This is a genomic window from Paenibacillus sp. PastF-3, from assembly GCF_029893135.1.
In the GTDB taxonomy this organism is placed as follows: Bacteria; Bacillota; Bacilli; order Paenibacillales; family Paenibacillaceae; genus Paenibacillus_AQ; species Paenibacillus_AQ nitricinens.
Genome location: NZ_JARXWM010000009.1, coordinates 129,718 through 142,846, shown reverse-complemented (window position 1 = coordinate 142,846; position 13,129 = coordinate 129,718). Strand labels below are relative to the sequence as shown.

General features: G+C 45.8%; 13 protein-coding genes. All 13 read right to left on the bottom strand.

Annotated elements, in window-relative coordinates; translation table 11 throughout:
* Window positions 1-39: 39 nt before the first annotated feature.
* The 13 genes from M2444_RS18990 to M2444_RS18930 all read right to left on the bottom strand — a co-directional run bounded on the left by M2444_RS18990 (window position 40) and on the right by M2444_RS18930 (window position 13,116).
* A complete protein-coding gene (locus tag M2444_RS18990) occupies window positions 40-1,179 on the bottom strand; it encodes a glycosyltransferase family 4 protein (protein WP_280787758.1) in 1,140 nt (379 codons plus the stop codon).
* Window positions 1,179-2,366 carry a glycosyltransferase family 4 protein gene (locus tag M2444_RS18985; RefSeq protein WP_280787757.1) on the bottom strand — a complete coding sequence of 396 codons (1,188 nt, stop codon included), beginning with the start codon at window positions 2,364-2,366 and terminating at the stop codon, window positions 1,179-1,181. The genes M2444_RS18990 and M2444_RS18985 overlap by 1 nt, the downstream gene beginning before the upstream one ends.
* Window positions 2,353-3,210, bottom strand: a complete 858-nt coding sequence (locus M2444_RS18980; protein WP_280787756.1) for a glycosyltransferase family 2 protein — start codon at window positions 3,208-3,210, stop codon at window positions 2,353-2,355. Before M2444_RS18980 ends, M2444_RS18985 begins: the two co-directional genes overlap by 14 nt.
* A gap of 26 nt (window positions 3,211-3,236) precedes the next feature.
* Entirely contained in the window at window positions 3,237-4,622 is a 1,386-nt protein-coding gene (locus M2444_RS18975; RefSeq protein WP_280787755.1) for an oligosaccharide flippase family protein, read from the bottom strand.
* Window positions 4,588-6,066: an O-antigen ligase family protein gene (locus tag M2444_RS18970; RefSeq protein WP_094875422.1), complete on the bottom strand. Its 1,479-nt coding sequence runs from the start codon at window positions 6,064-6,066 to the stop codon at window positions 4,588-4,590. The genes M2444_RS18975 and M2444_RS18970 overlap by 35 nt, the downstream gene beginning before the upstream one ends.
* The gene (locus tag M2444_RS18965) at window positions 6,063-6,836 is read right to left on the bottom strand and encodes a WecB/TagA/CpsF family glycosyltransferase (RefSeq protein WP_042124436.1); all 774 of its coding nucleotides are present in this window, start codon (window positions 6,834-6,836) and stop codon (window positions 6,063-6,065) included. Before M2444_RS18965 ends, M2444_RS18970 begins: the two co-directional genes overlap by 4 nt.
* Entirely contained in the window at window positions 6,833-8,179 is a 1,347-nt protein-coding gene (locus M2444_RS18960) for an O-antigen ligase family protein (protein WP_280787754.1), read from the bottom strand. The genes M2444_RS18965 and M2444_RS18960 overlap by 4 nt, the downstream gene beginning before the upstream one ends.
* 9 nt (window positions 8,180-8,188) lie before the next feature.
* The gene (locus M2444_RS18955; protein WP_094871551.1) at window positions 8,189-9,124 is read right to left on the bottom strand and encodes a glycosyltransferase; all 936 of its coding nucleotides are present in this window, start codon (window positions 9,122-9,124) and stop codon (window positions 8,189-8,191) included.
* A gap of 25 nt (window positions 9,125-9,149) precedes the next feature.
* Window positions 9,150-9,842 carry a sugar transferase gene (locus M2444_RS18950; protein ID WP_042124430.1) on the bottom strand — a complete coding sequence of 231 codons (693 nt, stop codon included), beginning with the start codon at window positions 9,840-9,842 and terminating at the stop codon, window positions 9,150-9,152.
* Window positions 9,843-9,872: 30 nt separating this feature from the next.
* Window positions 9,873-10,763, bottom strand: a complete 891-nt coding sequence (gene galU / locus M2444_RS18945) for a UTP--glucose-1-phosphate uridylyltransferase GalU (protein WP_036676615.1) — start codon at window positions 10,761-10,763, stop codon at window positions 9,873-9,875.
* Between the two features lie 83 nt (window positions 10,764-10,846).
* Window positions 10,847-11,488, bottom strand: a complete 642-nt coding sequence (locus M2444_RS18940) for a CpsD/CapB family tyrosine-protein kinase (RefSeq protein ID WP_094871549.1) — start codon at window positions 11,486-11,488, stop codon at window positions 10,847-10,849.
* Window positions 11,472-12,212, bottom strand: a complete 741-nt coding sequence (locus M2444_RS18935) for a YveK family protein (protein WP_094871547.1) — start codon at window positions 12,210-12,212, stop codon at window positions 11,472-11,474. Before M2444_RS18935 ends, M2444_RS18940 begins: the two co-directional genes overlap by 17 nt.
* 268 nt (window positions 12,213-12,480) lie before the next feature.
* Window positions 12,481-13,116 (bottom strand): response regulator, encoded by a 636-nt coding sequence (locus M2444_RS18930; protein ID WP_094871545.1) that lies wholly within the window; start codon window positions 13,114-13,116, stop codon window positions 12,481-12,483.
* Window positions 13,117-13,129: the final 13 nt, after the last annotated feature.

Genomic DNA, 13,129 nt, shown 5'->3' with positions numbered 1-13,129 from the left:
TGGAGCATCATCTTCAGAATTACCGCGTCATCTCATCTGTCAGGTGCCCGCCAACAAACCTTTATAGTAGTCAACGATGTCCTTGACCGTATTCTCGATAACAAAATGCTCTTTCACTCGTTTCATCCCATTGTCCGCCATCCGCCGTCTTTCCTCCGGGTGATCTAGCATCCATTTAATGGAGTCTGCCAGTATCACCGCGTCACCAGGCTCTATCAGTAGTCCCGTCTCACCTTGAACTACAATTTCTACCGGCCCGCCTTCATTGGAGGCGATCACCGGTAATCCCGCTGCCATTCCTTCAACGATAACTTGGCCAAAAGGCTCAGGAGTTACCGAAGTGTGAATCAGTAAATCAGCAGTATTCATAAGGCCTTGAATATCATCTACATGCCCTAGCATGCTTACATTCGTAAGCTCGTCGTTTTTTATCTTTTGAAGCAATTCCTGCTTATAAGCCTCTTCTCCAAACAGCGCGTCTCCGGCTAGCCAGAACTTTACACGAGGTTCGTTCTTAAAGCTTTTTGCGGCTTCCAGCACAATATGCTGACCTTTCCAATGCGCTAATCGGCCAACTAGCAATACGTTAAATGCTTTCTGGTCCCGCATGCCGATCCCATTACCAATCGCTTTAGCGAAAGCGGAGTATACGACCAGCGTTTTTTTCGAACGTGGCAGCTCCAAAGCATTCAGCGTAGAATGTGAATTCGCAATGACTCCATTGGGGAGCAGACGCGACAGCAAACGAATTCCTTTGGCAACGATCGGCTTTAAATAAGGGGCACCAATATGATCCCTGATGTGCCATATCAATGGAACGCCCGCTATTTTTGCAGCGATGGCCCCGTATAATGCAGATTTCAGAGAATTGGTGTGCACGCAATCTACCTTCTCCGCTTTTAATAGCGGCGCAAGCTTTCGACCATAAGCCAATAGCTTAAAGGCTGCAGCAGGTGCTCCCAAGTTGACGGCATTTCTACCACGACTTCTGATGCTCTCATCCAGCGGAATAATACGGACATCCATCCCCTTTTCACGCAGCCGTTCAGCCAGTGCACCATCCTCAGCCAGGATTACAAGTGGATCAATCTGTTCTCCAATATGAGTAAGGATGTTAAACAGGGCAACTTCTCCACCACTCCATTTAGCAGTGTGATCTATATAGGCCACTCTAAGCATTACGTGGTCACCTCCTCTCCTAAAGCTTGCAGGAACACAGATTCTATTTGATCCGTAACTTGCTCCCAGGTATATCTCTTCAGTACATGCTCTCTACATTCATCCCGGCTCGGAAGCAGCTTTCGATTGCTAAGCATATGGATCATGCCTTCGGCCATGTGATCACTACTTGAGCTCTTAAATAGCAATTCCGGCCGGAAGCCTTGCAAAATTTCCCTATTGCCGCCAATCGGCGTAGCCATCACTGGCAATCCTGAAGATAAGGCTTCAACAGTAATTAAACCAAAGCCCTCCAATGCCTGTGAGGGAACCACGAACATGTCCGCTGCCTGATAATAAGAGGCTAGTTCATGATCGGGAATGTAGCCTAGCAGTCTTACCTTGTTGCTTAAGCCATAGTCGGCGATCTTTTCTTCCAATTCCCCTCGCAGCGGCCCTTTACCACCAATCAGCAGAATCGCATTCGGGAAACGCTCCGCAACTTGCTTCCAGGCTTCGAGCAGCTGGAGTAGTCCCATCCGATTGACCAACCGCCGGACAGTCAATACAGTTGTTGCTCCCTCAGGTAAATTCAAGGTTCGACGAATCGCCAATCGATTCGTAGCGGGAATAAAACGTTCCACATTAGCTGCTCCTGGAATCACTATAATTTTGTGTAGTGGCACTCCGTGAAGCTTATGGAGAATATCGCGGAACGTCTCACTAAGCACGATGAATTTATCCGCTAGTTTATAGGCTCTATGTTCAATGGATTTGGCGATGGTTGTTTTGACCCGGTGCTTAATGCCTTGGCCTTCGATTTTCATTTCTTCATTCCATGGGCCATGAAAAGTCATCACTACAGGAATCCCGCGTTTCTTTGCTTCCAGGGCTGGACCAATACCATAAGGAGCAAAGTGAGTGTATAAAATATCTATACGGCCACTGCCCTCCCCCATCAGATCGGCCGCCTTACGCTGGAAGGCATCCTTACGTTTCCAGATCCCATCTTTTGGATCTCCTGCATTGTGAATAATCAATTCCTCAGGGGTAGCAGGCGTTTCTTGACTGCAAATCAGCGCATGCACCCGATTACGTGAGGAGAGCTGCTCGCAAACGGATTTGAAATACGTGTTAAGCCCACCCGGCTGTAGCGACGGCCAGCTAAGGCCTGTCGTCATAATGTTCAATCCGTCACTGTACGGCATAGCTTCTCTCTCCTTTATTCTCTTTCTCGGTCTGACTCGTCTTCGCATTGTGCAGAGTCAGCTTTCCCGATCTAATTAATTCGTAATGCTTGAAGCCGACCATGAATTCATACATGACCCAGAATACGGATACACCGAAACCTGACATTCCCTTCTTGAACAACCCGTGTAAGAAATACTTTTGCAGGAAACGGGCTGGTGGCCTTAACAGCAGATGACTGACCCGAAATCGTTTGCCCTTGGCATACGCACTTTCAGCTTCCAAGTCAGTGTACTTATTGAAACGTGCCACATGATCGTTAATACTGCGGTAACCATAATGCCAGAGGGTTCCTGTCAAACGTATGGTTCGCTCTTCAGAGACCTCGGGCATCTCGTGCACCAAGCTATTTCGAATTCCATACGCTTTGCGGTTGTAAAGTCGCACTAGATATTCGCCACGATCCAGCCATCGGCCCATAAAATCACCGATCCGGTAGATAGAATAGGCAACCGATTGATCCATAAGCCCCGGTTTCAGTTCAAGAATACTTGTGGCCAATTCGTCGCTGACCACTTCGTCAGTATCAATAAGGAAGACCCAATCATGAACCGCGCGTTCTACTCCGAACTCCCTCTGTTTCGCATATCCGGGCCAAGGGTTGACGTATACACGACAATTCAAGCTTTCAGAAAGCTGTACTGTCCCGTCTTTGCTGCCTCCGTCAATCACAACCACCTCGTCGGCGAATAACCTGCAGGATTGTATGGCCTTAGATATTCGAACTTCGTCATCCTGAGCGATGATGACAGCCGATATTGGATAATTGCCTTGGCCGCCTACCACGCTTTTTACTGAATCCATGAAGGTTTCCTCCTTTATCTTTCGCATTATCCATTCATATCCATAGGTTTCTTGCGAATGTAAGAATTCATCGTCGTCTTCATCCACTGAATGTCCTCCCGGGTAATGAGCAGCCGGGGAAGTTTAACTTTTAAGGTGTACTTTATATTGAGAACAATGAAGAAGAATCGCAGGATTGCTGATGACAACATCGCTATCCCTGCTCCGAGCAAGCCAAATTTAGGGATGAGCAGGAACAACATCGGGATAACCAAGAGTAAGCCGAAACCTTGAAGCATCGAAACAACTTTTGGCTTGCCTAGCGCCATAAAGGCCTGCGCCAGAATGATCGTCCCTCCGCTAATGGTCACTTCAAGAAGCAATAAGCGAAACACAGTTAATGCCGCGTTGAAATCTTTGCCGTACATCAGCGGAATCACTAAAGGGGCTAAGAGCATCAGGACTACTCCGCCAAGCATGGTGAAGGTCGTGCTAATTCGAAAGGCTTTGAATGTTAGCTCTACCGCCTGTTCTTTTGACAGCTCAGAAGCCTTGGGAAAGAGTACGATGGTAATCGAGCTTGAGAAAAAATTAACCATCCGTGACAGACTCACTGCCACTACATACAGCCCCAAATCAGCAGGTCTTAACAGGCCGGCAATCACAATCTGATCGATATAGTAAGAGAAATTACCAAGCAAATCATTGCCGTAAGAACCTAGCCCATAAGTGAACAATCTTTTTAAATTCTGAAAGGCTCCTTTCATCTTCACCTTATAGGTGCGCAGCAAGGAAATCATCATTCCAATAAACACCGGGGCTCCTGGAAGGAGATAGGCTACTGCAGTTGTAAAAGGATTCATCTGATCCAGTGCGATCAATATTCCGATTATCGTCAGTGTAAGCAACGGGACTAGATAACGAATCCAATTAAACCTCTTGTATTCTCCTCTCAATTGAAAGGCTGCATTGTTAATTTGAGAGATTACTATAATTGGACACAGAATCATTGACCACTGGGCAAAGCTCACAACCTCCGGACTGAAGGATTTCAGCCAATAGGGCAAGACCACGATACCTATAATCATCGCTATGACCCCGAAAATAATACCGAGCAGCAAGGCCATTCGATAAAGCACTCCGGCATCCTCCGGATTTTTCTTAGCGTTATAGATCAGAGCTGACGGAATACCAAAGCTCATGCTGAACGCCAGAAACTGTGACCAGTTAATCATTGCCGTCTGTTCCCCACGTCCTGCCGGTCCAAGATAACGGGCAGTCAGTACACCCGTTAACATGTTAATCAGTAAGATCATTACACTGACAAACATAGTTTTTACGGCTGCCGAGCTGTTGTCCTTACTTTTGGCGAACAGTCTAAAGGATGACCAGATTGTTCTAGTGGGGAGAGATTTTGCATTCAACTGCTGCATACGGTGTTCCCTTCCTTCTACTTTGAGTAATCTCCCTTGCGCTGAGGCCAAGACCGATCAGCATCCAGATTAAGTATCCCTTGAGTCCGGGAAACCCATTATCTGAAACCAGACTGACAATCGCACCAGTCCAAGTAGCTAACGCAAGTCGGGCGTATGGCTGCAATTTGTCCTTGCTGATTACTCTAGCAAATATCTGTTTGACAACTGCGCCTAAAGCTCCGAAGAAGAAAACAGCACCCAGAACACCAAAGGTAAGCAGTAAAGCGATAACTCCGTTATCCATAATTCCGTATTCTCCAAGCTCGCCGCCGTTGCCAAGCTTAGTCCCTTGGCCGACACTGCCAATTCCCTGACCTACTGGATTGGCGGCGACCATCGGCAGCATGTTTTGCCATAAGCTTAGCCGTTCATTATAAGAGTGATCTTCCTGAACAGAAGAAAGCGTCTCTACCCGAGCAACCAGTCCTTCGGCGCCAGGCAATTTCGGCACAACCCAGAACAACGCCGCAGCCACAAAAACTAATTGGATCAAAGTTTTCCACTTTCCCTTAGAGGGAGAGGTTCCAATGTACATGAGCAGCATCACCAGTAGAATCAGCCATGCCGCTCGTACTAAAGTAGTCAGCAGGCAGATTACAACTAGCAGAACGCCGATCCAGCGCAATGTTCCCCGCCATTTTTTCTCCAGTATCATCGGAACTAAAGCAAACGCTAAGAATGTTGCAGCTGGTCCGGGCGAATTCAGCGTAGAGAACACTCGGATTTCCAATGGATATGGATTTCCGATGGACATCATATCCGCATGTTTCATCCAGAACACATCCCAAGGTGGCACTGTCAAATACTGAACAATCCCATAAATGGCAACCAGGACCGCAATATTGGCAAAAGCGGTAAGGAGCCGGTCGATATCCTTCGGCTTGAACTTTGTAACGGCAAAGTACGGCAATAGCAGCAGGGGCACAATATAATTCGCTAAGTCATAAACTGAGCCCATACCATTCTTGGCCAAGCCAATTAAAGCTCCATAACCTAGCGCAACTGCGAACAGCAGCATGATCCGCGTAGAGGCTTTTTGAATATTGTGAATCTCCCTCAGCAGCGGAATAATTAAGGTTACGCCGGTTAACAAAGGGGCTAAACTTAGCAGTGATACAGAGTGATAGACTCCTTCTGACCAGTCAGCAATGCGGCGCAGCTCTGGAGCGACAGCCCAGATTAACAAGGTATAAGCAACCAGCATTTTCGGTCTAAGTATGGCTAGCAAGAAAGCTGGGAATAGGATAGCTGAGAGAATGGCTCCCTGCAGACTGTTCGATGAACTCAGCATCGCACTGGAGAAGCCGATGATCAGCGGAAGAGAGACACCTATAGCCGCAGCTCCCCCTAGTACTCCAGCTGTCTTGATAAACCTAAGTGATGGGGGCGTAAATACACTCATTCCAAGCCTCCTTCCTTCACCTTATCCCGCTTACGCAGTTCCTTAAGTAATAAAAGTAGAAATTGTGCATCGTCCACAAGATACCTTTTCCAGAGCCGGCCCGGCTCCTGGCTAAGCCGCCAGAACCATTCGAACCCTGTTTTTTGCATGAAGCTAGGCGCTCGTTTCACTGAGCCTGACAGAAAATCAAAGGTCGCTCCCACTCCGATCGATATCGGAGCTTGATAAGAGGTATAGTGGCGGTAAATCCACTTTTCTTGCTTAGGAGCTCCCACACCAACAAACACGATATCTGGCTGGCACTCTGTCAGCATTTCTATAATGCGTTCATTCTCTTCCTCATTGTGCTCGAATCCATAGGATGGAGAATAACAGCCAACTACATTTATTCCGGGATGCGCTGTTTTCAAATTCATCGCTGCCCGTTCCGCCACGCCTTCAGCTGAGCCTAAGAAGAACAGCCGGTACTTCCTTTGCTCAAAGGCGTTGCCCAATCGATTAAATAGATCCGCACCGGATACCTTCTGCTTAAGCGGCTTGCCTAGCATTTTGGATGCCCAGATCAGTGGCATTCCATCAGCAACAACTGCGCCTGCCTTCGAATATACCGTTTGAAATTCTTTATCCTTACGAAGCTTGATCACATGATCTACATTGCAAGTGAGGATATATGACTGATTCCTCTCCTGAATGGTTTTATCTATGTAATCAAGCAAATCCATAAAATCATAGTTATCAAAATTGACATCGAACATATTCACTTGATTCATCGTATCACTTCTTTTTGTGGGGAATCGGTTGGCTGTGAAGATCGATACAGGCAGTTCAGGTACCAACAGAACGGAATAATAAATTGGACCGTCGACAGCGTGTTATCGGAGAATGAGTAGATTAAAAACGCTGCAATAAATAACAGATAATAAGGTTTGATCGGCGGAGCCAATGCTCTGTACACCAGAATAAATACAGCCAATAAAGAGAACATCAACAGAATAGCGCCAATATATCCCCCATCGAAGTAAAAGCGGATATACTCGTTGTGCGGAACTACAAAACCCTTATACAATGATCCATCATTTGCTACCGTCACTGCTCCAAGCCCTCTACCAGACCAAGGAGAGTCCGCAGCCTTGTTTAAGAAATACTCCCATGCCTCTGACCTTCCTGATAAATCAACAGCCGTATCTGTCTGTCTCTCAAAGGAACGTTTCTCAAAATTATCGAGCTGCCAGAAGACGGCAACCATAATCAGGAAAAATGCACCCATTAACGGAATTAGCAGATAGGTTCTGCCCTTCAAATATTGGCGAAGAATATCATAGAAGTAATAGAGTACGGTAAGTCCAAGTGCCAATATAGGCCCTCTTGTTCCTGTTCCAATCAAGATAAAGAAATTTAGAACTAACATGATATAGAAAAAGCGTGCTTGCTGCGGATTCCGCTTCACCTCTATAAATGGAATCGCGACTCCCATAAAGGCCAGCATCGCTAGATGCGAAGGAATATTAGCTCCCTGAATCCGTACAGCGCCTGTATACTCGATGTTGAGAAAATTATGAACATGCGCAAGCTGCAGCAACAAACCAACCACTACACTAACAAAGGGAAGCATACAGATAATCTTGATTTGCAGCTCGGCTACATCCTTTTTCCAGTTGATAAGTAAAAATACGAATGGAATTGATAGACCGATAAAAGCTTTAACTGCAATGGATGAGGTCATTTCCGGCAGCCAGATCGAAGATCCAAAGGTAATCACCAGCAGTGCTACCATTGCCCACAGAGGGTGACTCAGACGAAACCGCAAACCATTGACCAGAATACAAGGAACAAGCAGCATCACGATTACCAATTTATAAAGTGACAATATCTCCATTCCGAACATGCTGCCATCATATAAAAAGTTAATCGATATTGCCGTCGTGATGAGAACGAAATAACTGATCAGTTCAGGCCGTGAAATCGAGATTCCCAGCAATATAATCAGAAGCACGGCAGCTATCGCAATCATCGGCTGGTAGATGACCGCCGTTCCAAAGAACAGGGCCGACATGAGATAGAGCATCCCGTATGGCAAAACATTTAATTTGGAGCCCCACTCAAAATTAGTCATGTTAATCCCTCACCCCGCTGCGGAATGCCTCTCCCGATTAAGAATCATATGAAGCGTTCCACGAATACTCTCCAGCCTGCATTTGTTCAAAAGCCTTCTTCCTTTGCTTCTTGAGAGAATAGAATCAGCCAGGATATACACGAGCTTAGCAGCTGTCTTTCCCACTAGAATTAGCTTGCCTTTTAACCCTTCGCTTTTCATAGCGTTAGAGATACCTTGGCTATAATAGCGCCTCATAATCCAGTCTTCCGTCAACCGAGCTGCCGGAACGAAATGGTCAACCGCCATTTCCGGATGATAGAGGATGGAATGTCCCTCTTTTTGAATCTGTCCGAATAACCAGGTCTCTTCACCTGAGAGTAGAGAATCACCCTTTCTTCCCAGATCTAGGGGAAAAAGACTGATGTCGAATACGAGCTTCCGCATCGCCATATTGGCCCCACAAGGATGAAGCTGCTTGGGATATTCCTTAATCCGGTTACCTAAATCAACAATGGTGTACGGAAGCTCAAAGGGTTTAATCAACCAGTCCGGACGTTTACTTTCGAATATAGGCGCGATTTTGCCTCCCATAGCCATGACCTCCGGTTTACTCTCGAAAGTACTGACAATCGTTGTAATCCATCGCTGGCAAGGTATCGCATCATCATCGAGAAAGGCAATCAGCGGTGATTTGGAGGCCAGAATCCCTGTATTTCTAGCCGCTGAAAGCCCCTGCATAGGCTCCATCATGTAGCGGATATCCACATCAGCTCCATGCTTTCCTATAAACTTTTTGACGCACGCTTCTGTATCATCTTTGGAACAGTTATCCACAACAATGATCTCCGCCTGTTCTAAGTGATCCAGCTTTAAAAGTGACTGAAGCGTCTTGATCAATAAAGGTGCTCTGTTGTAGGTACAGATGATAATGGAAAGCTTAGGAACGTCTCCGTATTCACGCATCGGCATTCACCTAATTTCCACATTATTAATAAGCATCTTTTGAACCGAGTAACATCAGTCCGGTTTTAGCAATGATTTTTAGATCCAGCATGGTGCTCCGAATATGGATGTAGGTTAAATCCAGCTGTACCATTTCGTCGAAACCGACACTGTTTCGGGCATTCACTTGCCAATATCCGGTACAACCTGGTGTAACCGTCAAACGCTGTTTGTCATATTCCGTATACTGAGCCACCTCTTCTGGCAGCGGAGGACGAGGACCGACCAGACTCATTTGACCTATCAGCACATTCCACAGCTGAGGCAGCTCATCGATGCTCGTCTTGCGCAGGAATCTCCCTATCTGTGTGATCCGCGGATCGTTCTTAATCTTGAACATGGCACCGCTCACTTCGTTATAAGCCATCAGGTTTTCTTTTAACTCTTCAGCGTTACTAACCATGGATCTGAACTTATACATCGGGAACTGCTTTTCATTCTTCCCAACCCGGTTTTGCCGAAAGAACACCTTTCCTTTCGGATCCTCCAGCTTGATCAGAATCGCCACGACAACAAATAATGGCATTAACACGAGAAGACCAAGAGCGGAAAAAAAGATATCGATCATCCGTTTCATTATCAAATAGGACTCCGCTTCTTTCCTTCTCTCATCGGTATGCAGCATGTAAAGTTTCGGCAGGACCGCCTCGTAGTCTTCCGGCAGTTTTTGCATGCTCATCCTCCTCATCTAAAATTTTGCGAACTCAACTTAACTACTCAAGCTGGTTTGTCCCATTTTATTCAGCCATTCCGACATTGCATCCATCACCGGATAGCGTAAATCTTCGCTCTGCAATGCAAATTCAAGTGTTGTTAAAATATATCCAAGCCGCTCACCGACATCATATCTTGTTCCGTCAAAATTATAGGCATATACCCGTTCGCTCTGATTCAGCTTCTGAATGGCATCTGTCAATTGGATCTCTCCGCCAGCACCTTCTTCCATCAGATCGAGATACTTAAAGATCTTCGGAGTAAACACATAACGTCCCATGATTGCCAGATTGGATGGTGCCGTACCTAGTGGCGGCTTCTCTACAAAATTGTTAACCCGATACAATTTACCGTCCTGCAAATCCGGTTCAATAATACCGTAACGATTCGTGAATTCATCAGGAATCTCTTGAACTCCAATCACCGAGTTTTGTGTTTCTTCATATTGATCGATCAGCTGCTTAAGGCAAGGTACGGCTCCTGTGACGATATCATCGCCTAACATGACACCGAATGGCTCATCACCGATAAACCGTCTTGCACACCATACGGCATGCCCCAGACCCTTTGGTTCTTTCTGGCGAATATAGTGGATTTCTACCTTGGCTGAACGCTGAACCTCTTTAAGCAGATCCAGCTTTCCATCTTCCAGAAGTCTAGACTCCAGCTCAAACGCATTGTCAAAATGATCCTCAATGGCTCTTTTACCTTTACCAGTAACAATGATGATATCTTCAATACCGGAAGCAATAGCTTCCTCAACAATGTATTGAATGGTTGGTTTATTGATAATCGGAAGCATTTCTTTAGGCATGGCTTTCGTTGCAGGAAGAAAGCGAGTACCTAGTCCTGCCGCGGGTATGATTACTTTTTTCACTTTTTTCATCGCACTTTACCTCCTAAAAGTTTTGTAAGCATTAGCTACAATGATTTCACTTCGAGCAAAACTCACTTCGAAAGCATAAACGTTTACTTCGCCTGGTTCATGGCAATTCCGATTAGATTAGAGCCGGTCTGTTCAAGCAGTGTCTTCGCTTTACGAATCGATTCCCGTTTGGACTTTCCGTATCTGGCCACCAGGATCACGCCGTCCGTTTGAGGTGCCAATATACGAGCATCACTGAAATCGACTGCCGAAGGAGAATCCAGCAGGATCAGATCGTAGTTTTCTTTTAGTTCCTCAAGCAAAGCGGTCATTTTAAGGTTACCTAGCAAATCCGGCGGACTAACATGCGTTTTACCCGCCGGGATAACCGAGAGATTGGCCAGATTTCCGAGGACAGCGATGTTATCCGCTTCCTCTGGCCCACTTAAATAAGCCGCAAGCCCGTCACTGCCCTCTATTTCAAACACTGTATGAAGACCGGGATGTCGCAGATTGCAGTCCACCACTGCTACCTTCTTGCCATCCTGGACGAAAGAAACCGCGAGATTCGACAAGATTGTCGTCTTGCCTGCTCCAGCTTCTGCTGACGTAAAGAGCAGCACTTTTCCTCCGCTACCCTGCGTTATTCCAAGCTGGCGTATATATGTGCGTAGCGAACGAAACGATTCCGAGATATGCGAGGATGGATTAGCATCAGTAATCAGACTCTTATTTAGCCGTAACATAAGCACCCTCCTTCACCCTTGTGTTCCCGCCTGCCGCCTTACCCAAATCGCGTTTACGAATGGTTGCGATTGAAGCAATTACCGGAAGACCAAGGTCATATTCCGCTTCCTTTTCAGACCTTAATGTGCCGTTAAGTGTTTCCATAAGCAAAATAATTCCTAGGGCAGCCATAAGCGATACAACAAAGCTGATGATGAGATTCATCGCAAACCCGCCGTTCGAGGGCCCTGGAACATCAGTTGGATCGGCCGGTGTCAGCAAGGTAACATTGTCAACCCTCATCAGCGATGGCAATTCACGAATGAATGTCTGCGAAACCGCATTTACGATCCCGGCAGCTTTGTTGTAGTCTTCATCCTGAACATTTAGGTTGATTACCTGGCTCTTCTCTGAAGTTTTAATCTCAAGCTTCTGACTTAGTTCATCAGCCGTCAGACCAAACTCCGGGTGATTTTCTATTACGCTTTTCATGATGGTCGGTGATTTCATAATTTCCTTGTAACTCTCAATTAAATTCAGGCTAAAGCTCAAATCATTAAGATTGTTGCTCTCGGGAGCCTTGGCAATGTTGTTGACAAGCAGCTGTCCGGAAGCGGAATAGACGGGTTCAACGAAGTTTTTACTAACGTAGTAAGTCGTAGCACAGGAGATCAAAACGAACACCATGATGAGCCAAAACCTTTTTTTAATCAGGTTAATGTAATCCAGAATCGTCTTTTCCACAGTAACCCTCCTTCCGCTAAAATTACATTCTGAAAGCATTCATGAAAGTTTCAGTTGTTGCTTTAATTCTATCAATCCACACCATTCGCCACATGGCTCATACCATTACTTTCCTCTTCACTTTGGAGTAAGATGTTGTACTCCTTAAGAGGGGGGTGAGGTATACTTTAGTGCCATATTTAGGGCTAATTTAAGTTTTGACGCACAAAAAAACACGGACATCCTGTCCGTGTTTATGTACGATGCTGCTTATAAAGCATTTCAGCTTTCACTCATATGACATTTCATATTTGGTCAATCCAACAGCATTTGCGTAAAGCGCTGCCTGTGTACGATCTGCCACCTGTAATTTCGCTAAAATCTGACTGACATGCTTTTTCACTGTAAATTCACTAATAAAAAGACGTGAGGCAATTTCTCTGTTGCAAGCGCCCTGTCCCAGCTCGATTAAGACTTCCTTCTCTTTAGGGGTCAATTCATCTGTTGGACTGCTTCCACTCATTCGCATCTTATCTTCCATCAGACCAGGATCATAATACTTTCTTCCTTTATAGACCAACTGGATAGCAAATAGTAACTCTTCTGGCAATGCCTCTTTTAGTACATATCCGTCTACCAGTACTTCCTCAGCTTTCAGAAAATCCTCTCTGCTTGCAGAGGATGTCAGCAGAATAAACTTACTAACGATACCTCGAGCACGTGCCGTCTTGATGACATCAAGTCCTGATTCATCCGCTAATTTAAGATCAATGAGTACAAGGTCAGGCTGCGTCTCCTCAATCACAAGAAGCGCTTCTTGGCCGTTCGTCGCCTCTCCAGCAAACTTCACATTTGGTTGCATCGAAATAACGGATGCCAGCCCTCTTCTAACTAGAGGATGATCATCTACAATGACGATTTTCATAGAAACGACCTCC